Annotated in this window: 18 protein-coding genes and 1 pseudogene; 11 read left to right on the top strand and 8 right to left on the bottom strand. The window is 66.6% G+C overall.

Translation table 11 applies throughout. The features are described from left to right. The first annotated feature begins 7 nt into the window (after positions 1-7). The 6 genes from BUB20358_RS11910 (at position 8) to BUB20358_RS11885 (ending at position 7,154) form a co-directional block, all read left to right on the top strand. Entirely contained in the window at positions 8-796 is a 789-nt protein-coding gene (locus BUB20358_RS11910; protein WP_035976001.1) for a peptidylprolyl isomerase, read from the top strand. A gap of 15 nt (positions 797-811) precedes the next feature. Beyond that, the gene (locus tag BUB20358_RS11905; RefSeq protein ID WP_006767501.1) at positions 812-2,077 is read left to right on the top strand and encodes an MFS transporter; all 1,266 of its coding nucleotides are present in this window, start codon (positions 812-814) and stop codon (positions 2,075-2,077) included. A 150-nt stretch (positions 2,078-2,227) separates the two neighbouring features. Next, on the top strand, positions 2,228-3,136 hold the full coding sequence (locus BUB20358_RS11900; RefSeq protein WP_006767500.1) for a hypothetical protein: 909 nt from the start codon (positions 2,228-2,230) through the stop codon (positions 3,134-3,136). Positions 3,137-3,725: 589 nt separating this feature from the next. After that, complete coding sequence (locus tag BUB20358_RS11895) at positions 3,726-5,150, top strand: aminotransferase-like domain-containing protein (protein ID WP_035975999.1); 1,425 nt, start codon at positions 3,726-3,728, stop codon at positions 5,148-5,150. Between the two features lie 209 nt (positions 5,151-5,359). Then, complete coding sequence (locus tag BUB20358_RS11890; protein ID WP_035976271.1) at positions 5,360-6,349, top strand: LysR substrate-binding domain-containing protein; 990 nt, start codon at positions 5,360-5,362, stop codon at positions 6,347-6,349. 97 nt (positions 6,350-6,446) lie between these two features. Then, positions 6,447-7,154 (top strand): nitroreductase, encoded by a 708-nt coding sequence (locus tag BUB20358_RS11885; RefSeq protein ID WP_035975995.1) that lies wholly within the window; start codon positions 6,447-6,449, stop codon positions 7,152-7,154. A gap of 348 nt (positions 7,155-7,502) precedes the next feature. Here the strand turns inward: BUB20358_RS11885 and BUB20358_RS11880 are convergent, their stop codons facing one another. The 4 genes from BUB20358_RS11880 to pdxR form a co-directional block, all read right to left on the bottom strand. After that, positions 7,503-8,054 carry a 4-hydroxylaminobenzoate lyase gene (locus BUB20358_RS11880; protein ID WP_006767497.1) on the bottom strand — a complete coding sequence of 184 codons (552 nt, stop codon included), beginning with the start codon at positions 8,052-8,054 and terminating at the stop codon, positions 7,503-7,505. Positions 8,055-8,477: 423 nt separating this feature from the next. Continuing rightward, a complete protein-coding gene (locus BUB20358_RS11875; protein WP_006767496.1) occupies positions 8,478-8,933 on the bottom strand; it encodes a carboxymuconolactone decarboxylase family protein in 456 nt (151 codons plus the stop codon). Positions 8,934-8,957: 24 nt separating this feature from the next. After that, positions 8,958-9,374: a cupin domain-containing protein gene (locus tag BUB20358_RS11870; RefSeq protein ID WP_035975993.1), complete on the bottom strand. Its 417-nt coding sequence runs from the start codon at positions 9,372-9,374 to the stop codon at positions 8,958-8,960. Between the two features lie 118 nt (positions 9,375-9,492). Then, a complete protein-coding gene (gene pdxR, locus BUB20358_RS11865) occupies positions 9,493-10,905 on the bottom strand; it encodes a MocR-like pyridoxine biosynthesis transcription factor PdxR (RefSeq protein ID WP_035975992.1) in 1,413 nt (470 codons plus the stop codon). 194 nt (positions 10,906-11,099) lie between these two features. Here pdxR and BUB20358_RS11860 point away from each other — a divergent pair, with 194 nt between their 5' ends. The 3 genes and pseudogenes from BUB20358_RS11860 to BUB20358_RS11850 form a co-directional block, all read left to right on the top strand. Then, positions 11,100-11,816 carry an HD domain-containing protein gene (locus tag BUB20358_RS11860; protein WP_006767494.1) on the top strand — a complete coding sequence of 239 codons (717 nt, stop codon included), beginning with the start codon at positions 11,100-11,102 and terminating at the stop codon, positions 11,814-11,816. A 96-nt stretch (positions 11,817-11,912) separates the two neighbouring features. Continuing rightward, positions 11,913-12,635 (top strand): SDR family oxidoreductase, encoded by a 723-nt coding sequence (locus BUB20358_RS11855; protein WP_006767492.1) that lies wholly within the window; start codon positions 11,913-11,915, stop codon positions 12,633-12,635. A 61-nt stretch (positions 12,636-12,696) separates the two neighbouring features. Then, positions 12,697-12,909 (top strand): annotated as a pseudogene (locus BUB20358_RS11850) (SDR family NAD(P)-dependent oxidoreductase); the annotation flags it as partial. Here the strand turns inward: BUB20358_RS11850 and BUB20358_RS11845 are convergent. The 4 genes from BUB20358_RS11845 to acnB all read right to left on the bottom strand — a co-directional run bounded on the left by BUB20358_RS11845 (position 12,896) and on the right by acnB (position 17,923). Then, a complete protein-coding gene (locus BUB20358_RS11845; RefSeq protein ID WP_035975988.1) occupies positions 12,896-13,318 on the bottom strand; it encodes a VOC family protein in 423 nt (140 codons plus the stop codon). The pseudogene BUB20358_RS11850 and the gene BUB20358_RS11845 sit on opposite strands and share 14 nt — an antisense overlap. Positions 13,319-13,340: 22 nt before the next feature. After that, entirely contained in the window at positions 13,341-13,751 is a 411-nt protein-coding gene (locus BUB20358_RS28815) for a LysR substrate-binding domain-containing protein (protein ID WP_223297002.1), read from the bottom strand. Between the two features lie 153 nt (positions 13,752-13,904). Next, positions 13,905-15,032, bottom strand: a complete 1,128-nt coding sequence (locus tag BUB20358_RS11835; protein ID WP_006767491.1) for an aminotransferase class V-fold PLP-dependent enzyme — start codon at positions 15,030-15,032, stop codon at positions 13,905-13,907. A 305-nt stretch (positions 15,033-15,337) separates the two neighbouring features. Then, positions 15,338-17,923, bottom strand: a complete 2,586-nt coding sequence (gene acnB, locus BUB20358_RS11830; RefSeq protein WP_006767490.1) for a bifunctional aconitate hydratase 2/2-methylisocitrate dehydratase — start codon at positions 17,921-17,923, stop codon at positions 15,338-15,340. An 871-nt stretch (positions 17,924-18,794) separates the two neighbouring features. Here acnB and BUB20358_RS11825 point away from each other — a divergent pair. Next, a complete protein-coding gene (locus tag BUB20358_RS11825; protein ID WP_035975983.1) occupies positions 18,795-20,195 on the top strand; it encodes a cytochrome ubiquinol oxidase subunit I in 1,401 nt (466 codons plus the stop codon). Positions 20,196-20,197: 2 nt separating this feature from the next. Then, positions 20,198-21,205: a cytochrome d ubiquinol oxidase subunit II gene (gene cydB, locus BUB20358_RS11820; RefSeq protein WP_035975981.1), complete on the top strand. Its 1,008-nt coding sequence runs from the start codon at positions 20,198-20,200 to the stop codon at positions 21,203-21,205. The last annotated feature ends 17 nt before the right edge of the window (positions 21,206-21,222 follow it).

The raw sequence follows: 21,222 nt of genomic DNA, 5'->3' as shown, positions 1-21,222 counted from the left end.
AGACGCAATGAACGGCGTTCTGTCCGAAGCCGCGTCCGTGCCGCTTGTCGTCGACGGCGTGGCGATCGGCGACGAAGCGATCGCGGCCGAGGCCGAGCATCACCGCGATGCGCGCGATCCGCTCGACGCCGCACGCCGCGCGCTCGCGGTGCGCGAGCTGCTGCGTCGGCGCGCGGTATCGCTCGCGCTGCTCGACGAGCACGCGCCGCTCGACGATGCGGCGGTCGATGCGCTGCTCGAACGCGAGCTCACGCACGTGCCCGAGCCCGATCGTGCGGATTGCGCGCGCTATTACGCACGGCATCCGGCGCGCTTTCGTCGCAACGACGTCGTGCATGCGAGCCACGTGCTGTTCGCGGTCACTCGCCGCGTGCCGCTCGTGCCGCTGCGGGCGCGTGCGGAAAGCGTGCTCGCCGGCGTGCGCGCCGCGCCCGACACGTTCGAAGCGGTGGCGCGCGCATCGTCGAACTGTCCGTCCGCGCAGGTCGGCGGCAGCCTCGGGCAACTGCTGCGCGGCGACACCGTGCCGGAATTCGAAGCCGCGCTGTTCGACACCGACGCGCTCGGCGTGCTGCCGAAGCTCGTCAATACGAGGTTCGGCTTTCACATCGTGCGCATCGAGCGCCGCGTGCCGGGCGACACGGTGCCGTTCGACGAAGCCGCCGCGCAGATCGCCGTGTATCTGTCCGCGCGCGTGCGCGAGCGGGCGATGCGGCAGTACGTGGCGATACTCGCGGGCGGCGCGCGTCTCGAAGGCGTGCGCTTCGACGGCGCGAACGGACCGCTGGTCCAATGAAACGGGGATTTTCGTATGGCAACCCAACAACGTAACGTCGGCCCGGCCGCGCACACGCAGGCGGTGCCGCTGCGCGCGTGGTCGGTGCTCGCCGCGAGCACGCTCGCGTTCATGGTGTGTTTCGTCGTGTGGATGATGTTCGGCGTGCTGGGTGTGCAGCTGCGTACCGATCTCGGCTTGAACGGCACCGAGTTCGGGCTGCTCACATCGACGCCGGTGCTGACCGGCGCGCTGATGCGTCTGCCGCTCGGCACGTGGACCGACCGCTTCGGCGGCCGCATCGTGATGACGGTGCTGCTCGTCGTGTGCGCGGTGCCCGTCTACGTCGTCAGCTACGCGACGCAGCTGTGGCAGTTTCTCGTGATCGGGCTGTTTCTCGGCTGCGTCGGCGCATCGTTCGCGGTCGGCACGCCGTACGTCGCGCGCTTCTTTCCGCCGCAGCGGCGCGGGCTTGCGATGGGGGTGTTCGGCGCGGGCACCGCCGGCGCAGCGGTGAACCTGTTCGTCACGCCGCTGCTGCTCGACGCGTACGGCTGGCGCTTCGTGCCGCGCGTGTACGCGGTCGCGCTGCTCGTCACGGCCGCGATCTTCTGGTTCGCGTCGGCGCGCGATCCGGGTGCGGGCAAGCGCGGCGGCTCGTGGCTCGACGCGTTCAAGGTCTTGCGCGATCCGCGCGTATGGCGCTTGTGCCAGTACTACTCGATCACGTTCGGCGGCTTCACCGCGCTGTCGCTGTGGATTCCGCAGTATCTGAAGAGCGAATACGGGATGTCGCTCGTGATGGCGTCCGCGTTCGCCGCCGGCTTCTCGCTGCCGGGCTCGGTGCTGCGCGCACTGGGCGGCGCGCTGTCCGACCGCTTCGGCGCACATGCGGTCACGTGGTGGGGACTGTGGGTCGCATGGATCTGCCTGTTCCTGCTGTCGTACCCGGCGACCGACTTCGTGATCCACACGATCGACGGCACCGCGACGCTGAACGTCGCGATGCCGGTGGCCGGGTTCGTTGCGCTGACGTTCGTGCTCGGTGCGGTGTTCGCGCTCGGGATGGCGTCGACGTTCAAGTACGTCGCCGACGATTTCCCGGACAACATGGGCGTCGTCACCGGCATCGTCGGGCTCGCGGGCGGGCTCGGCGGCTTCCTGCTGCCGATCCTGTTCGGCGCGCTGCTCGACCTGCTGCGCGTGCGCACGACGTGCTTCATGTTCCTGTACGGGATCGTGTGGGTGTCGCTGATCCTGATCTATCTGACCGAGGTTCGCCGCACGCCGGTGACCGGCTGACCGCGCGCGCTTGATCCGCTCGTGCGGTGCCGGCCGCATCCGGCATCGCGCGTTCGCGCGTCGCGTGAGCGACGCCCGGGCGACCTCGCGCTGCCCGGCGTATTCTGTGACGCATCTGCGCAATCGTCGCGCATTCGCTGGAGCAGACGAATGGAGACAACCCGATCCGCACGCGCGATGCGGCTCGTCCGCCGGGGATGCCGGGCGCTCGTCGCGGCGCTTTGCGTCGCCTGCAGCGCGCCGTCGTTCGGCGCCGACGGCGCCGCCGCGCTGCTCGAACGCTACCGCAGCCTCGGCGACCAGTTGAAGCGCAACCCGTTTCATCGCCCGCTGTACCTCGAATCGTCGGAGGCATCGTCGACGCTGAAGGGCGACATCTACGCCGTGGTCGACTATCCGTTCTCCGTCGTGAACGGCAAGCTGAACGATCCGTCGCAGGGCCCGGCGAACTGGTGCGCGGTGCTGATCCTGCATCTGAACACGAAGTACTGTCATGCATCGAGCGGCAGCAACGGCGCGGTGCTCGACGTGAACGTCGGCCGCAAGATCGAGCAAAAGCTGTCGGACACCTATCGCGTGCAGTTCCGCTATCGCGTCGCGGCCGCGACGCCCGACTATTTCCAGGTCGATCTGACTGCCGACAGCGGCCCGATGGGCACGAAGGACTACCGGATCGCGCTCGAGGCGGTGCCGGTCGGCGAGTCGCGCACGTTCCTGCATCTGACGTATGCGTACGGGTTCGGCGCGGTCGGGCGCATGGCGATGAAGACGTACCTCGCGACGGTCGGCAGCGACAAGGTCGGGTTCACGACCGTCGGCGGCGCATCGGGCGACCCGCAATACGTCGGCGGCGTGCGCGGGCTGCTCGAGCGCAACACGATGCGCTACTACCTGGCGATCGACGCGTATCTCGCGACGCTCGACAAACCGCTCGACCAGCGGCTCGCGCGCTGGTTCGACGCGACCGAGCAGTATCCGCGGCAGCTGCACGAAGTCGACCGCAACGCCTATCTGCAGATGAAAGCGCAGGAGGTTCAGCGGCAGCAGACCGCCAGGTAAGCGGCGGCGCCGGCATGTCGTTGCGAGTTGCCGCGGCCGTTTCTCGTTCGGCGAAGCGGCGCCGCCGCCGGAGCTCGGCGGCCGCTGCGTCCTTGTAACCGACGTCGAGCGCGCGGTCGGTCGATACGCCGGCGACTTTTCCCGCGATTCCGGCTGCTCGCCGTGGAGTTGCGCTGGTCCACGGTTTCGCCGGCGTCAGCGATATCGGAGCCGGAACACGCCCGTGGCCGGCCGTTCCGCCGCCTGCCGCGTGCTTCCCCGCTATCGCCATTTCGTCAGACGTACAGTTCGCCAAAGATGCGCGATTTGCGCCGAACTGTACTCTTGTTTGCGTGCCCGATGTGTGCGCTCGCCGCCAACTGTTCTTCTTTTACGATTCGCTCGTCAAGTACACAGTGCCACGGATTCGGTCCTGCCCGAGTCCGCCGGCGCATCTTCAACAGCGAGTCAGCACGATGGAAAAGGCGAAACAGCGCGGAAAGGCCGGGCGTCGCGACGGCCGGGTAGAACGACGACGCACGCGACATTCGCGACCCACGATCACGCACGCGATGGCGACACGGTCGCGCGACCGAACGGCAGGCGCGCGATGAAGCTGTACGAAAAACTCGCGGACGATATCGAACGCCTGATCCGCCGAGGCGTGTACCGGCACGGCGACCGGATTCCGTCGGTGCGGCAGGCGAGCCAGCAGCATCGGATCAGCATCACGACCGTGCTGCATGCGTATCTGCTGCTCGAAAGCCGCGGGCTGCTCGAGAGCCGGCCGCAATCCGGCTACTTCGTGAACCTGCGTCACGACGGCGGCCATCCGGCGGTGCGCGAGTTGCGAGCGTCGAAGCCGATCGCGATCTCGTCGTCGGTCGACGTGAGCCGGCTCGTGCTGTCGACGCTGCGCTCGATCGAGGCCGACGACGCGGTGCCGCTCGGCTCGCCGTATCCGGACCCGAGCCTGTTTCCGTTCGAGAAGCTCAACCGGTACACGTATGCGGCCGGCCGCGACCGGTCGTCGTGGGGCGTCGCGGACGGGTTGCCGCCCGGCCATCCGCGGCTGATCCGTCAGATCGCGCGCCGCTACCTCGAGAACGGGATGTCGGTGGACCCGAACGAAATCGTCGTGACGGTCGGCGCGACCGAGGCGATCAATCTGTGTCTGCAGGCGGTCGCGAAGCCGGGCGACACGATCGCGGTCGAATCCCCGACGTTCTACGCGATGCTGCACGCGATCGAACGGATGGGGATGAAGGCGATCGAGGTGGCCACACATCCGGAGCTCGGCATCGACATCGCGGCGCTCGCGGCGATCGCGAAGTCGCAGCCCGTTGTCGCGTGCATGGTGATGCCGAACTTCCAGAATCCGCTCGGCTTTCAGATGCCCGACGAGCGCAAGCGCGAACTGGTGGAGTTCGCAACGAAAGCGGGGATGCCGATCATCGAGAACGGCGTGTACAACGAGCTGTATTTCGGCCATTCGCACCCGAGCACGCTGAAGTCCTACGACCGCAACGGGATCGTGCTGCATTGTTCGTCGTTCTCGAAGAGCCTGACGGCCGCGTACCGGATCGGCTGGGCGCTGCCCGGCCGATATCGCGATCAGGTCGAGAAGCTGAAGTTTCTGAACACGCTCGCGACGCCGTCGCTGCCGCAGCTGGCGATCGCCGAGTTTCTCGAGCGCGACGGCTTCGAGCATCACCTGCGGCGGATCCGCAAGGCGTATGCGCAGCAGGCGAGCGTGATGCGCGCGATGGTGTCGCGGTTCTTTCCGGACGGCACGCGCATGTCGAGCCCGGCGGGCGGGTACGTGCTGTGGGTCGAGCTGCCCGCGCAGGTCGATGCGATGCGCCTGTATCAGCTCGCGCTCGAGCAGGGAATCACGATCGGGCCCGGCTACATGTTCTCGATCACCGACAATTACCGGAACTTCATCCGGCTCAACTACAGCAGCCCGTGGTCGGCGGAGATCGAGCAGGCCGTGATTGCGGTCGGCAAGCTGGCGGCGGCGTGTATGGCATAACGGTGGGCGCTCGACAGCGCGTGCCGGATTGCCGACAATCGCTGCACGTCGATCGTGGAGCACGGAACGCGCGACGCGAGCGCAGCGATCGGCCGCCGGACGTCGGTACGCCGCGCAGCTTCGCAGAACGCTTCGACGCCGCCCCGACGACATCCGGTTTCCGCATGGACCTCGAACAGGTCTGCCGACGCAAAAGCAGGGAAATGGCAATGAGCAACCTCGATCTGAATCTGCTGCGTGTGTTCGACGCGATCCTCCGCGAGCGGAACGTGCTTCGTGCCAGCGAGGCGATCCATCTGAGTCCGTCGGCGGTCAGCCATGCGCTGTCGCGTCTGCGGGCGTTTCTCGACGACGACTTGTTCATACGAACGGTCGGCGGGATGGAGCCCACGGCGCGCGCGCTCGAGATGGCGCCGCTCGTGCGCGACGCGCTCGTCATCATCGATCGCGCGATCGGACCGAAACGGTTCGATCCCGGCAGCACGGAACGGCAATTCTGCGTCGCGGCGACCGATTACATGACCGCGGTCGTGTTGCCGCCGTTCTTCCGCGCGACGTCGATCGCAGCGCCGCACGCGAGCATCACGCTGTTGCCGGCGAGCAGAATCGACCTGACCACGCAGATCGACGTCGGTCGCGTCGAGATCGCGCTCGGATCTTTTTCGAACGTGCCGTCGCGCATTCGCGAGCAGACCTTGTTCGAAGAGCGCGACATGATGGTGATCGCGTCCGATCATCCGCTCGCCGGACGGCAAATCGGCCTGAGCGAGTTCGCTGCTTTGCCGTTGCTCGTCGTCTCCACCGGCGGTTCGGACGACGGCTTCCTGTCCGAACGAGGTCTGACGCGCCGGACCGAGATGTTCGACCGCTCGGCGCTGACGGCCGCATTCGAATCGATCGGCAGGAAGCCCGAGTTCAAGATCGTCCAGCCTCATTTCCTCGCGATTCCGAGCCTGTTGTCGGGTACGCGCACGGCCGCGATCGTGCCGGCATCGCTCGCCCGGCTTTTCAGCCGGTCGGGGGCCGCCTATGCGGCGGAATTGCCGTGGCAGGCCACGCCGCGCGCATTGCAGATGATCTGGCACGAGCGGCACACGGACGATCAAGGGCACGTGTGGCTGCGCACGATGCTGGCAGATGCCGCGCGCGAAGTCGCGACGGCCGACGCGCAATGGACGGACGCGCCGCGCGCGCACTGAACTGCACGGCGTGCAGTTGCCTGTTCGGGAAAATGCACTTCTTCGATGCAAACCGCCGATGTAGCCTCTAGCCATGCAATCAACGAGGGGCTTTCCCATGTTCATTGACGATATCGAAGCAACCCACGAAGTGACCGAACTCGAGAAAATCATGATGAGTCGGTTCGCCAATCGCTTTTATCTGGATCGCGAAGTCGATCTTGCCGTCGTGACCGGCATTCTCGATTCGGCGCGTTACGCGGCCACCGGCGCGAACGTGCAGCCGTGGCGCGTGCACGTCGCGACCGGCGACGCAAAAGCGCAACTCGTCGACGCGCTCAGCACGGCGCACGACACGTCGCCGGCCGATCATGTGTCCGAGTATCGCTATCTTCCCGACGTGTTGCCCGAGCCGTTCGCATCGCGCCGCCGCGAGTTCGGCGCGGTGTTCTTCGGATCGCTCGGTATCGGCCACGACGACGTCGTTGCGCGCGCAGCCAATACCGCGCGGAATTGCCGATTCTTCGATGCGCCGGTCGCATTGATCTTCACGATCGACCGGCGCCTCGAGAAAGGCAGCTGGCTCGATCTCGGGATGTTCATCCAGAACGTGATGCTGGCCGCGAAGGCGCGCGGGTTGGACACGTGTACGCAGGAGTTTCTTTCGCGCTATCACGCGGTCATTCGTGCGAATCTGCCGCTCGTTGCCGAAGAGATGGTGGTGTGCACGATGGCGCTGGGCTACGGCGACCCGGAATGGGCGAGCCGCCGCCCGCACATGCCGAAGGCGCCCGTCGACGCGTTCGCGTCGTTCTACGGGTTCTGAATCGCTGAACGACGTTCGTCTCGGCGAGTGCGTTCGGCGCTCGCCGATGCCCGGTCCGCATCGCGCGGCCGGGCGTTTGCGTCGAGCGCGCTGCATCGCGTCGCGCGCAGTCGCAGTACGGCGTATGCCGCCGCGGGCCGCGCGCCGACGATGCGATCGACGGCCGCGCGGCGACGCGAACGACCACGGGCACGCGCGCGTCGCGTGCGAGACGTCGCCCGATCGCATGCGGCTGCGAGCCGCGTGAAAGCGCGTTGACAAGCTGCGTGCGTGCGACGGCGTCAACGCGCTTTTCCCTGAACGGCATCGACCGCAGCGAGCCTCGTGCGAGGCCCGCTGCTCGCGCGTTCAATGAACGGGCGGCTCGACGTCGTATGCGATTCGTCCTGCCGGCAGGAAAAACAGTGCGATCACCGCGCCGCCTTTCGCTTCCGGGAAGTGGCGGCTGCCGGGCGCGGGTGCGGTCCAGCCGCCGTAGCACCATCCATTCGGCCCGGCCAGCGCGGCGCCGTCGTCGAGCGGCACGACGAGATTGAACTCGCCATACGGATGGGCGTGATAGTCGCCGCGGAATACGTGTTCGGGATTGCCCTGCGTGTTGCCGGTGCTGTCCATCAGCACCGCGGTAATGCTGAAGAAGCACGTCTGCTCGCTCGGCGCGGCAAGTCGCGCACGGCGATATTTCGGACCGGCGATTTCGACGTCGGCCGCCCAGCCTTCTTCGACGCCCAGCTTGATCAGGCGGGCGAGATCCTTGTACAAGTCGCTGTCGACACCGTAGCGCGTATTCAGCCATCGTTCGGCTTCCGTACCTGCGGTCATGTCTTTTACTTCGTTCAGAAACGGCAGACAGCGCGCGATGAGCTGTTCTTTCGCGCTTGAAATGGCGGCTTCGGACATTCGCGTTCTCCTTGATTCGTCAGTCTCGGGCTCGACCGTCGCGGGCGGTTTGCGCCCGCGCGTTCGATCGCGTTCACGATGCCAGATCGACGCCGGTCGATGAAGCGAATGTATTGCAGCAGCGAACTGCATGCGGTGCATTGCGGAGTGCGCCGGATCGATTGCGTCGGGCGCGCGCAGTCGACCGCTTGCGTTTCGGTCGCGTAATCGTATGCGGGAAAGCGGCCGCGCTCGATTGCGCGGTCGCGTCTTCACGCCGGAAGGCATCGTGGTGCGAATCGGCGTAATTCGACGTGCGTGCAGCGGTGAAGGCCGCGCATGCGCGCACGTCGCATCGCGGCAGAACCCGCACAGTGCACAACCGGCCCGCTTCCACGCGGGCCGGCATGCGGCCTGTCGCATCGGCGCAGCGCGCGAGCCGCTTCACTGCTCCAGCACGGCCTGCGGCGTGTTGCGGAAGCTGATCGCCATCCGGTTGTAGGTGTTCATCAGACCGATGGCAATCGTGAGGTCGACGATCTCGCGCTCGTCGAACACCGCGCGGACGGCTTCATACGCGTCGTCCGGCACGCCGGTCGCGGCGACCAGCGTGACCGATTCGGCCCATGCGAGCGCGGCGCGCTCGCGCTCGTCGAACAGCGGGCCGGCCTCTTTCCAAACCTGGACGAGCGCGAGCTTGTCGATCTTCACGCCTTTTTTCAGCAGGTCGCGCGTGTGCATGTCGAGGCAGTACGCGCAGTTGTTGATCTGCGACACGCGAAGGTAGACGAGATCGACGAGAACCGGCGACAGGCCGCTCTGCGCGACGTAGCCGTAGACGCCGCCGAGCGCTTTGACGCCCGCGGGCGCGATCTGGTTGTAGTCGAGACGCTTGCTCATGACGTGACTCCTTGATGCAGTGATTTACTTGACCGGGGTGGTGAGAACCTTGTCGTCGCTGTCCGCGACGAACACCGCGAGCAGCCTGGCAGGTCGCGAATCGCTCGCATTGCGGCTCACGCGATGCACGGCGCCCGGCTCCTCGAAGAAGCTTTCGCCGGCGTGATACACGCGCTTCGGGCCGTCGTTCACCTGCGATTCGATGTCGCCCGACAGCACGTATGCATAGATGAACGCGGACCGTGCGTGCGTATGGGCCGGCGACGCCGCGCCGGGCGCGTAGTCGACCACCACGGCGGTCAGCGACTTGCCGGGCAGATTCGGAATCGCGTGCCGGAAATTCGGCGGGACGGTTTCACCCGCACCGTGCGCGGCGGCCGGTGCCGCGATGCCGAGCGCGATCGCTGCGCCGGCGGCAATTGCAATGGACTGGATGTTCATGGACGTCTGGCTCGTTGAGATACCCGCATTGTTGTATCGAGCCGGTACAGGCGAAAGCACCAGGAACGAACATTTGCGATGTACCAAGACGCGGTCGTGCAACCGGTCTTCGCGACCGTCAGTCGCGCGCGTTCATCAGCGCCAGCAGCCGGCCGCAGTCGGCCGCGAGCGTGCGTTCGTCCACGTTGGTCACGCCGAGCAGCAGCCCTTGTTGTCCGGCGGCGTTCGCATACCACGGCGACAGCGCGACCGGCGCGAGGCCGTAAGCTCGCGCGCGCAACGCGATATCGACGTCGGACGCGGATTCCGGCAGCGCAGCGATGACCGCCATGCCTGCGGTGGTCCGCACGCCGATCGAGCCGGGCGGCAGCGCGTTCAGGCAGCGAAGCAGCGCTTCGCGTCGTGCGGCATAGAGCCGCTTCATCCGGCGCAGATGGCGAAGATAGTGGCCGTCGCGCATGAACTCGGTGACGGCATGCTGCACGCCTGCTGCGGGCGCGGGGGCGAGGCAGGCCGCGATGTCGCCGAAGCGGCCTGCCAGGTCCGGCGGCACCACGAGAAAGCCGAGACGCAGCGCGGGACTGATCGTCTTGCTGAAGCTGCCGATGTGGAGGACCCGCCCATCCTGATCGACCGATGCGAGCGCGGGCGCCGCACGTCCGGTCAGCTGGAGTTCGCTCAGGTAATCGTCCTCGACGATCCACGCGTCGTTCTGCCGGGCCCACGCGAGCAGCGAAATACGCCGCGCGAGCGACATCGTCATCCCGAGCGGCGCCTGCTGGCCCGGCGTGACCACCGCGAGCGCGGCGCCGTTCGCGTGCCGGATCCCCGCATCGACGTCGAGCCCGTCCGCGTCCACCGGCACCGCGGTCGCCGTCATGCCCGCGAGCGTCAGCGCCGTGCGTGTGAGCGGGAAGCCCGGGTCTTCCATCCATGCGTGCTTGCCTTCCAGCTGAAGGCCGCGTATCGCGAGGCCGAGCGCGCCGGAGAAGCCGGCCGTGATGAACACCTGGGACGGACTGCATCGAAGGCCGCGCGCAACGCCGAGATAGGCGGCAATCTCCCTGCGCAGATCCGGCTCTCCGCGCGGATCCGGGTAGCCGACCGGCGCCGCGGCCGCGCGACGCGCCGCGCGCGCGTGGACGCGCGACCATAGCTTGAACGGAAACGCGTCCTGCGACGGCACGCCCATCTGAAACTTCAGCGGCACCGTGCCGAACGCGTCGAACAGGTTCGGAAGCGGCGGCGCTTCCGGCGACCAGCGGCCTGCCGCCGGCAGAGCGGGACGCTCGGCCACCCGCGTGCCGGCCGCTCCGAGCCCGATCGCGAACTGCTCGTCGATCAGGCGCTCGTACGCGGCGCGGACGGTGCCTCGCGATACGCCGAGCTGCGCGGCCAGATCCGACCAGGAAGGCAGCCGTGCGCCGGACGCGAGCTGGCCCGACTCGATCGCGTCGCGGATCGACGAATAAATCTGAACGGACAACGACGTGCGTCCGGTGCGATCGAGGCCGATAGGGAAAGTCGCCATACGCGCGATAGTACATTCGAATTTCCCGATCTTGGTCCTGTTTCCTGATCCATGACAAGCGTAGCTTTCCATATGCGACGCGACGGCCGGTTCCGGTTGGCATCCAGCCGCCCGCGTCGAGCGGCGCGGGCGACGAGCGCGTCGAGCGCGACGAGCGCCGCATCGGAAGCGGCCTTCACAGATCGAGTAACCAGATGACGCACGATAAGACTCCGCCGGCGAGCGCACTGTCCGGCATCGCGATCCCCGACAGCCAGCTGGCGCGCGACGTGACGCAGCTGATCCGCGACACCGAAGGCGAACTGCTGTTCAATCATTCGACGCGCGTGTACCTGTGGGGCGCTTTGCTCGGGAAGCGACGGAACGTCGCGTTCGATCCCGAGCTGCTGTACGTCGCGGCGATGTTCCACGATATCGGGCTGACGCCCGTCTATCGCGACAGCCAGCTGCGTTTCGAAGTGGACGGCGCAAATGCCGCGCGCGATTTTCTGCGTAGCCGGCATATCGCCGACGCGGACATAGAGAAGGTGTGGACCGCCGTCGCGCTGCACACGACGCCCGGCATTCCCGAGCACATGCATGCCGAAATCGCGCTCCTGCAGGCAGGCGCGGGCATGGACGTCGCCGGACGCGGCTTCGAACAGTTCACGGACGCGCAGCGCGCGGCCGTCGTCGATGCGTATCCGCGCGGCGCCGATTTTGCCGGCAGGATGATCGACGCGTTCTACGAAGGCCTCAAGCATCGTCCCGGCACGACGTTCGGCACCTTCAACGACGACTTCCTCGCGTACAAGGATCCCGGCTTCGTCCGCGTCGACCTGTGCAGCATCATGCTGAATTCGAACTGGCAGCCGGATTCTGCGCACTGCACACACTCGGCTGCGGGACACGGCGGCGCGTCCTGCGCGTAGCACAACCTGACGGGCGGCTTTCGCGGCCGCCGATACCGGCGCTTCGACGGCCGCTTCGGCATCGGGCGCTGCTTCGATACTCATGGAATCTTTGTCATGCTTGAACGGACCTTTTTGATCACGGGTGCCAGCAAGGGCATCGGGCGCGCGCTGTCGGACCGGCTCGCCGCGGACGGCCATCGCGTCGTCGGCCTCGCACGCGGTGCCGACGATCCGAGCTTTCCGGGCACGCTGGTGTCCGTCGATCTGACCGATCGCGATGCGACCGCGCGCACGCTCGCGACGCTGGCCGAGCGTTACGCGTTCGACGGCGTCGTCAACAACGCCGGATTCGTTCGCCTGGCCGGCGTCGAGGCCGTCGATCTCGACGATCTCGACGCGTCGTTTCGCCATAACCTGCACGCGGCGGTGCAGACCGTGCAGGCGTTGTTGCCGGGCATGCGGTCGCGCGGCTGGGGGCGCATCGTGAATCTGTCGAGCCTCGTCGTGCTCGGCGTCGCGAACCGGACCGCTTACGCGGCGGCGAAGGCGGCGATGGTGAGCTTTACGCGCACGTGGGCGCTCGAACTCGCGGAGACCGGCATCACCGTCAATGCCGTCGCGCCGGGCCCGACCGAGACGGAGCTCTTTCGGCAGAACACGCCGGTCGGCAGCGACGCCGAGCAGCGCTTTCTGTCGCTGGTTCCGATGAAGCGGTTCGGCAAACCGGCGGAACTCGCTGCTGCCGTCGCATTCCTGCTGTCCGACGATGCGGGATTCATCACCGGGCAGACGCTGTTCGTCGACGGCGGCGCGTCGGTGGGCCGGGCGGCGTTGTAGCCGTGCATCTATGGGTGGCACCGCAACGGCCGAGAGCGGCGCACGCGCGAATGTTCCGATCGGCGTCGAGGCCGTCGATTTCGACGATCTCGACGCGTCGCTTCGCTATGACCTGCACGCGGCGGTGCAGACCGTGCAGCGGTTGTTGCCGGGCATGCGGGCGCGCGGCTGGGCGCGCATCGTGAATCTGTCGAGCGTCGTCGTGCTGGGCGTCGCGAACCGGACCGCTTATGCGGCGGCGAAAGCGGCGACGGCGAGCGTTACGCGCACGTGGACGCGGCTTGATCGGCGGCCATGACTTCCAGAAGATTGCCGTCCACATCGCGAAAGAACACGGACTGGCCCGGTCGTCTGTCCGCCGTCATGCGCGGCACCGGACCTTCAAGAATGTCGACGTTTTTTGCGTCGAGCAGGCCGACGAGGTCGCACACCGTACCGGTCCAGCGCAAGCATATGTCGGCTGCGCCTACCGTCGGCCGGGCGGCGACCAGATCGACGCCGTTGCCGGCTTGATGAACGCTCACGACTGCGCCGCCGATGGCGAGCTGACGTACGAGCACGCGGCCGTTCACGACATGCTCGGCGACCACTTCAGTGCCGAAGAGCGCGTCGTAGAATGCGCAGCTTGCGGCAAGGTCGGTGACGGTAATTGCAACGTGGTCGATTCCGGCGATTTTCGGCATGTGAATCCCCAAAGAGACCAGCCTATCCGTCGAAAGTGAGCGGCGAATGACGACGCTCTTGTTCGGGCTGCTGCAATGCCTGCAGCAGAAGACGCGACGCGCTGTTCGGTCGATATTCATCGTCCGGGCGTGAACCTGGGCATTGCGACGCCGTAAGATCTGCGCGCACGTCGCCGCATCGGATTCCACAGCGGCCCGTCCCGATCCGCTGCGCGACGAGACTGGAATCCTGCAACGCGCCGAAGCGGATCGCGACGCCGACGTGTTCCGCGATCGGATCGAGGAACGCGTTCGTGAAGTAAAGAGCGACCTGAACCTGCGGATAGTCGTTCGGAAACGACGCCATGAACGCGTAAAGCGGTTCCTGTTCGAGTATCAGCGGGCCGAAGATGCGCAAGAGTGCGGCGGGCTTTTTCCGCGTGTCGGTGATCACGCGCTGCGCGTCGTGCAGCCTGATCGCAACGCGCTAGTGCGTGAGCAGCCGAACCGTTGCGGCCGCAATCGATGGTGCGGCGTGCTCACGCACCGTCGATCAGCGATCGCGATGAGCGCTGCGATCGTCCGCCGCGCCCCGAACGAAGCGGATCTACAGCACGCGATCCAGCGCGCTCGCGAACCGCGCGACCGCGCCTTCGATATCGTGCAGCTTGTCGAGGCCGAACAGGCCGATGCGGAAGGTCTTGAAGTCGGCCGGCTCGTCGCATTGCAACGGCACGCCGGCGGCGATCTGCACGCCCGCATCGGCGAACTTCTGGCCGGACCGGATCCCGTCGTCGTCGGTGTAGCTGACGACGACGCCCGGCGCCTGAAAGCCCGCGGCCGCCACGCTCCTGAAGCCCTTTTCCTCGAGCAGCGCGCGAATGCGCGTGCCGAGCTCGAGCTGTTCGGCTTTCACCTTGTCGAAACCGTACGCTTCGGTTTCGTTGATCACGTCGCGCAGCGTCGCGAGGCTGTCCGTCGGCATCGTCGCGTGATATGCGAAGCCGCCGTTCTCGTACGCTTCCATGATCTGCAGCCATTTGCGCAGATCGCACGCGAAGCTCGTGCTCGTCGTCGCGTCGATGCGCTCGCGTGCGCGCGCGCCGAGCATCACGAGCGCGCAGCCGGGCGACGCGCTCCAGCCTTTCTGCGGCGCACTGATCAGCACGTCGACGCCGCTCGCGTCCATGTCGACCCACACCGTGCCGGACGCGATGCAGTCGAGCACGAACATGCCGCCGACCGCATGCACGGCGTCCGCCACCGCGCGCAGATACGCGTCGGGCAGCATCATCCCGGACGCCGTTTCGACATGCGGCGCGAACACGAGGTCCGGCTTGTGCTCGCGGATCGCGGCGACGACTTCGTCGATCGGAGCCGGTGCGTATGCGGCCTGCCTTCCCGATTCGACCGGCCGCGCCTTCAGCACGATCGATTCGGACGGAATACCGCCCATGTCGAAAATCTGCGACCAGCGGAAGCTGAACCAGCCGTTGCGGATCACCAGGCATTTGCGGTTCGTCGCGAACTGACGGGCAACGGCTTCCATGCCGAACGTGCCGCTGCCCGGCACGATGACGACCGATTGCGCGTTGTAGACTTTTTTCAGCGCGGCGGAAATGTCGCGCATCACGTGTTGAAAGCGTTGCGACATGTGATTGATCGAGCGGTCGGTGTAGACCACCGAATACTCGAGCAGCCCGTCGCGATCGACGTCGGGAAGGAGTCCTGGCACGTTCGCCTCCGGCAAAGGATGAACCATGTGAGGGCAGCGAGCGCGGCGACGGGCCGATGCCGCTGCACCGACGCCCGTCCGCTGGCTGCGCAGACGAAGATCGATTCTAGCGAAAGCGGCCGAAGCCCGGAGACTTCGACGTGCGGCGGCGCAGCGCGCGCACGACGCGCGATGCTGGCGAACGGGCCGCATCCGCTCGCATCGATCGCCGCGCCGGTAAACGAAAACGGCGCCGCAGGCCTTCACCTGCGGCGCCATTGCGCAGACGCGGCGGCCGCACAAGCCGCCGCCGCCCGACAGGGTGCTTACAGCTGCACGGTGTCGGCCACTTCCTTGAAGTCCTCGATCTGGTCGAAGTTCATGTACTTGTAGATCTGGTCGCCGTTCGCGTTGATCACGCCGATGTCGGCCATGTACTCGTCCTTCGTCGGGATCCGGCCGAGTCGCGAGCAGATCGCCGCCAGCTCCGCCGAGCCGAGATACACGTTCGTGTTCTTGCCGAGGCGGTTCGGGAAGTTGCGGGTCGACGTCGACATCACCGTCGCGCCTTCGCGCACCTGCGCCTGGTTGCCCATGCACAGCGAGCAGCCCGGCATCTCGGTGCGCGCGCCGGCCGTGCCGAACACGCCGTAGTGGCCTTCCTCGGTCAGCTGCTTCTGATCCATCTTGGTCGGCGGCGCGACCCACAGCTTGACCGGAATGTCGCGCTTGCCTTCGAGCAGCTTCGATGCGGCACGGAAGTGACCGATGTTCGTCATGCACGAGCCGATGAACACTTCGTCGATCTTCGCGCCGGCGACGTCGGACAGCGTCTTCACGTCGTCCGGATCGTTCGGGCACGCGACGATCGGCTCATGGATGTCGGCGAGGTCGATCTCGATGACGGCCGCGTATTCGGCGTCCGCGTCCGGCTCGAGCAGCTTCGGATCGGCGAGCCACTGTTCCATTGCCGCGATGCGGCGCTGCAGGCTGCGCGCGTCCTGGTAGCCCTGCGCGATCATCCACTTGAGCAGCGTGATGTTGCTGTTCAGATACTCGATGATCGGTTCCTTGTTCAGGCGCACCGTGCAGCCGGCGGCCGAACGCTCGGCGGACGCATCCGACAGCTCGAACGCCTGCTCGACCTTCAGGTCGGGCAGCCCTTCGATTTCGAGAATGCGGCCCGAGAACACGTTCTTCTTGCCTTGCTTCGCGACGGTCAGCAGACCCTGCTTGATCGCATACAGCGGAATCGCGTTGACGAGGTCGCGCAGCGTGACGCCCGGCTGCATCTTGCCCTTGAAGCGGACCAGCACCGATTCCGGCATGTCGAGCGGCATCGTGCCGGTCGCGGCGGCGAACGCGACCAGGCCCGAACCGGCCGGGAAGCTGATGCCGATCGGGAAGCGCGTGTGCGAGTCGCCGCCGGTGCCGACCGTGTCGGGCAGCAGCATGCGGTTCAGCCACGAGTGGATCACGCCGTCGCCCGGACGCAGCGCGATGCCGCCGCGCGTGCTGATGAAGTTCGGCAGCGTCTGGTGCGTCTTCACGTCGACCGGCTTCGGATACGCGGCCGTGTGGCAGAACGACTGCATCACGAGGTCGGCCGAGAAGCCGAGGCACGCGAGATCCTTCAGTTCGTCGCGCGTCATCGGGCCGGTGGTGTCCTGCGAGCCGACCGACGTCATCTTCGGTTCGCAGTACGTGCCCGGACGAACGCCCTGGCCTTCCGGCAGCCCGCACGCGCGGCCGACCATCTTCTGCGCGAGCGAGAAGCCCTTGCCGCTGTCGGCCGGCTGGTGCGGCAGGCGGAACAGCGTCGACGGCGGCAGGCCCAGCGCTTCACGCGCCTTCGCGGTCAGCCCGCGGCCGATGATCAGCGGAATGCGGCCGCCGGCGCGCACTTCGTCGAACAGCACGTCGGACTTGACCTGGAACTCGGCGATCACTTCGCCGTTCTTCAGCGCCTTGCCTTCGTACGGACGCAGTTCGACGACGTCGCCCATTTCCATCTTCGACACGTCGAGCTCGATCGGCAGCGCGCCGGCGTCTTCCATCGTGTTGTAGAAGATCGGCGCGATCTTGCCGCCGAGGCACACGCCGCCGAAGCGCTTGTTCGGCACGTACGGGATGTCTTCGCCGGTGAACCACAGCACCGAGTTGGTGGCCGACTTGCGCGACGAGCCGGTGCCGACCACGTCGCCGACGTACGCGACGAGGTGGCCCTTTTCCTTCAGCGATTCGATGAACTTGACCGGGCCGCGCTTGCCGTCTTCTTCGGGCGTGATGCCGGGACGCGCGTTCTTCAGCATCGCGAGCGCGTGCAGCGGGATGTCGGGGCGCGTGGTCGCGTCCGGGGCCGGCGACAGGTCGTCGGTGTTCGTTTCGCCCGGCACCTTGAACACGGTGACGGTCAGGCTTTGCGGCACTTCCGGACGGCTGGTGAACCATTCGGCATCGGCCCAGCTCTGCATCACGGCCTTCGCGTTCGCATTGCCTTTCTCGGCCAGTTCCTTCACGTCGTGGAACTGGTCGAACATCAGCAGGGTTTTCTTCAGCGCATCGGCGGCCACGGCGCCGACTTCCGCGTCGGACAGCAGCTCGATCAGCGGCTGGATGTTGTAGCCGCCGAGCATCGTGCCGAGCAGCTCGGTCGCGCGGGCGCGCGAGATCAGCGGGCACGCGGTCTCGCCCTTCGCGACGGCGGCGAGGAAGCCGGCCTTCACGCGGGCGGCTTCGTCGACGCCGGCGGGCACGCGGTGGGTGATCAGGTCGAGCAGCGTCTGCTCTTCGCCGGCCGGCGGGTTCGTCAGCAGTTCCACCAGTTCGGCGGTCTGCTGGGCGGTCAGCGGCAGGGGAGGAATACCGAGCGCGGCGCGGGCGGCCACGTGAGCGCGAAAGTTTTCAAGCATGGGGAGGCCTGCTGAGGGTGTGTTTCAGGGGAAGGCTTTATCGCGCGCGCCGGGACCGCAGTGGGCCGGGGCGCCGCGCCGGTCGGGATTTTAATCGTTGTCGCGGAAATCGTCAAATATCTTATATCTTATATAAGACTTGCGGCCGGGACTGTCGAGTCGCGAATGTCGCAGTGCACGACGGGGACCTCCATTCGTCAGAAGAAATGGCGCGGAACGAACCGCCCGACGCTGCGCCGGGAGCGTGGGGCGGCGAGACGTCGCGGCTTGCCGGTTGACGTCGGCGTGTGCTCGACAGCTTCGAATACCGCAGCGCCGGGCCGATCCACGAGTGTGCGGTTGCCCGGCGCCGTGCGTGCATACGGCTCGATCGCGGCGCAGCGGATCGCTTCGACGGCGTCGCTCTGCTGCTCGAAGACGACGATCTGTTCGTCGCTTGCGCGGAGGCGTATGCGAACCGATGCGTCGGCGCACCGGGCTCGAAGCGAGACGTCGTCCGTATCGTCCGGCGGACTTTCCCGGTGCGAGCACAGTCGCGCGCGACATGCACGAATACAGTTCGTCGCGATGTGGCGCTCACGCCACGCGATCGGCCGACGCGAGCGGACGCGCACGCACCGGGCCGAGCAGTACAGCGCACCGTTTCCCGGCGCCGGCCGGCGTTTTCCGTGTACACCTGTTCGGCGGCGCGGCCGGTACAGTTTCAGCGCACGTCCTGGCGATTGCGAGTATCGTTCCGAACGCGATATCGTCGTTCTCGCTTCGACGCCGTGCGGCACCAACCGGTTGCGCGCGCACCTGCCGTCGGCGAACCGTCGCGCGATTTCCGGCTTCTGGCGCACGTCCTCACAACCACGAGCAAATTACGGTCATGGAAATCTTCGATGCGTTCCATCTCGCCCGTTTGCAGTTCGCGTTCACGGTGTCGTTCCACATCGTGTTTCCCGCGATCAGCATTGGCATGGCGAGCTTCCTCGCGGTGCTCGAATGGCGTTATCTCGTCACCGGCGACGCGGCCTACAAATCCATGTTCCAGTTCTGGTCGAAGATCTTCGCGATCGGATTCGGGCTGGGCGTGGTGTCCGGCGTCGTGATGGCATACGAGTTCGGCACGAACTGGTCGGGCTTCTCGCGCGTCGCGGGCAACATCACCGGGCCGCTGCTCACGTACGAGGTGCTGACGGCGTTCTTCCTCGAAGCGGGCTTTCTCGGCGTGATGCTGTTCGGCTGGCAGCGCGTGAGCCCGCGTGCGCACTTCTTCGCGACCGTGATGGTCGCGCTCGGCACGCTGATCTCGACGTTCTGGATCCTCGCGTCGAACAGCTTCATGCAGACACCGCAGGGCTACCGGATCGAGAACGGGCTGATCGTGCCGGTCGACTGGTTCAAGGTCGTGTTCAACCCGTCGTTCCCGTATCGCCTCGCGCACATGACGATCGCCGCGTTCATCGTCGCGGGCTTCATCGTCGCCGCATGCGGCGCGTGGCATCTGCTCAAGGGGCGCCGCGACGAGCCGGTGAAGCGCAGTTTCTCGATGGCGCTGTGGATCCTGCTGCTGCTCGCGCCGATCCAGATTGTCGTCGGCGATGCGCACGGCCTGAACACGCGCGAATATCAGCCGGCGAAGATCGCGGCGATCGAAGGACTGTGGGACACGGAGAAGGGCGGCACCGCGCTGAATCTCGTCGGCCTGCCCGACATGAAGGCCGAGACGACCCGCTACGCGATCAAGGTGCCGCACCTCGGCAGCCTGATCCTCACGCACAGCTGGGACGGCGAGATTCGCGGATTGAAAGCGTTCCCGCCGCAGGATCGCCCGTACTCGCCGATCGTGTTCTGGACGTTTCGCATCATGGCCGGCCTCGGGATGCTGATGCTGCTGACCGCGCTGCTCGGGCTGCTGCTGCGCAGGGGCGGGCGGCTGTATGAAACGCGCTGGTTCCAGTGGTTCGTCGTCTGCATGGGGCCGTCCGGCATCGTCGCGCTGCTCGCCGGGTGGGTCACGACCGAGGTCGGCCGGCAGCCGTGGACCGTCTACGGCGTGCTGCGCACCGTCGACTCGGTCGCGCCGCTGACGTCGCAGCAGGTCGGCGTGTCGCTGCTGATCTTCGTGGTCGTGTATTTCCTCGTGTTCGGCACCGGCGCGTATTACATGCTGAAGCTGATGAAGCACGGGCCGGCCGCGCAAGCCGGGTACATCGAGCTTCACCGGCATCCGGGCCTGCGCAATCGCGCGCTGTCGAAGTCGCTGGAACCCACGGAGGCGGAATGACCATGCAGATCGATCTTCCTGTCGTATGGGCCGCGATCATCGGCCTGGGCGTGTTTCTCTACGTGATGCTCGACGGCTTCGATCTCGGCATCGGGCTGCTGTTTCCGTTCTTCGATGCGAAAGCCGAGCGGCAGGTGATGCTCGACACCGTCGCACCGGTATGGGACGGCAACGAAACGTTCCTCGTGCTCGGCGGCGCGGGGCTGTACGGCGCGTTTCCGGTCGTCTATTCGACGCTGCTGCCCGCGAACTATCTGCCGCTGATCCTGATGCTGATCGGGCTGATCTTTCGCGGCGCGGCGTTCGAGCTGCGGGCGAAGGCGAACCGCACGCAGCATCTGTGGGATCTCGCGTTCATCGGCGGCTCCGCGCTCGCCGCGTTCTGCCAGGGAATCGTGCTCGGCTCGCTGCTGCAGGGCGTCCACGTCGAGCACGGCCGGTTCGCCGGCGGGCCGTTCGACTGGCTGTCGCCGTTCAGCGTGTTCTGCGGGATCGGCGTGCTCGTCACGTATGCGACGCTCGGCTGCGGCTGGCTGATCCTGAAGGTCGACGGCGAGCTGCAGCGCAAGATGCGCATGCTGATGAAGCCGCTGACGGGCGTGCTGCTCGGCGTGATAGCCGTCGTCAGCCTGTGGACGGTGGTCGGGCTGCCGGCCGTCGCGCATCGCTGGTTCGGCAGCGGCGATCTGGGCTGGTTCCTGCCGGTACCGATTCTCGTCGTCGCATGCGTGTGGGGCATCTTCGAAACGGTGAAGCGCGAGCACGAAGCGACGCCGTTCCTGCTGACGCTCGCGCTGGTGTTCCTCGGCTATACGGGGCTCGTGATCAGCATCTGGCCGAACATCGTGCCGCCGTCGCTGACGATCTGGGACGCGTCGTCGAGCCGTTCGAGCCAGCTGTTCACGCTCGTCGGCACGGTGATCGTGCTGCCGATCATCCTCGTCTACAACGCGATGCAGTACCGCGTGTTCCGCGGCAAGGTACGCGAGGGCGACATCGGCTATCACTGAGCGGCGACGCGCAGCGT

Origin of the sequence: Burkholderia dolosa, assembly GCF_902499135.1 — a bacterium.
GTDB lineage: Bacteria > Pseudomonadota > Gammaproteobacteria > Burkholderiales > Burkholderiaceae > Burkholderia > Burkholderia dolosa.
The sequence above is the reverse complement of the archived record's forward strand: the minus strand, read 5'-3'. Positions and strand labels throughout refer to the sequence as shown.

What these genes read in the sequence shown, in the direction of transcription:
- pdxR (WP_035975992.1), bottom strand. Translation starts at nt 10,905, where the DNA reads ATGGCGACTTTCCCTATCGGCCTCGATCGCACCGGACGCACGTCGTTG.
- BUB20358_RS11855 (WP_006767492.1), top strand. Translation starts at nt 11,913, where the DNA reads ATGCTTGAACGGACCTTTTTGATCACGGGTGCCAGCAAGGGCATCGGG.
- BUB20358_RS11900 (WP_006767500.1), top strand. Translation starts at nt 2,228, where the DNA reads ATGGAGACAACCCGATCCGCACGCGCGATGCGGCTCGTCCGCCGGGGA.
- cydB (WP_035975981.1), top strand. Translation starts at nt 20,198, where the DNA reads ATGCAGATCGATCTTCCTGTCGTATGGGCCGCGATCATCGGCCTGGGC.
- BUB20358_RS11860 (WP_006767494.1), top strand. Translation starts at nt 11,100, where the DNA reads ATGACGCACGATAAGACTCCGCCGGCGAGCGCACTGTCCGGCATCGCG.
- BUB20358_RS11905 (WP_006767501.1), top strand. Translation starts at nt 812, where the DNA reads ATGGCAACCCAACAACGTAACGTCGGCCCGGCCGCGCACACGCAGGCG.
- BUB20358_RS11870 (WP_035975993.1), bottom strand. Translation starts at nt 9,374, where the DNA reads ATGAACATCCAGTCCATTGCAATTGCCGCCGGCGCAGCGATCGCGCTC.
- BUB20358_RS11910 (WP_035976001.1), top strand. Translation starts at nt 8, where the DNA reads ATGAACGGCGTTCTGTCCGAAGCCGCGTCCGTGCCGCTTGTCGTCGAC.
- acnB (WP_006767490.1), bottom strand. Translation starts at nt 17,923, where the DNA reads ATGCTTGAAAACTTTCGCGCTCACGTGGCCGCCCGCGCCGCGCTCGGT.
- BUB20358_RS11890 (WP_035976271.1), top strand. Translation starts at nt 5,360, where the DNA reads ATGAGCAACCTCGATCTGAATCTGCTGCGTGTGTTCGACGCGATCCTC.
- BUB20358_RS11825 (WP_035975983.1), top strand. Translation starts at nt 18,795, where the DNA reads ATGGAAATCTTCGATGCGTTCCATCTCGCCCGTTTGCAGTTCGCGTTC.
- BUB20358_RS11885 (WP_035975995.1), top strand. Translation starts at nt 6,447, where the DNA reads ATGTTCATTGACGATATCGAAGCAACCCACGAAGTGACCGAACTCGAG.
- BUB20358_RS11875 (WP_006767496.1), bottom strand. Translation starts at nt 8,933, where the DNA reads ATGAGCAAGCGTCTCGACTACAACCAGATCGCGCCCGCGGGCGTCAAA.
- BUB20358_RS11895 (WP_035975999.1), top strand. Translation starts at nt 3,726, where the DNA reads ATGAAGCTGTACGAAAAACTCGCGGACGATATCGAACGCCTGATCCGC.
- BUB20358_RS11880 (WP_006767497.1), bottom strand. Translation starts at nt 8,054, where the DNA reads ATGTCCGAAGCCGCCATTTCAAGCGCGAAAGAACAGCTCATCGCGCGC.
- BUB20358_RS11845 (WP_035975988.1), bottom strand. Translation starts at nt 13,318, where the DNA reads ATGCCGAAAATCGCCGGAATCGACCACGTTGCAATTACCGTCACCGAC.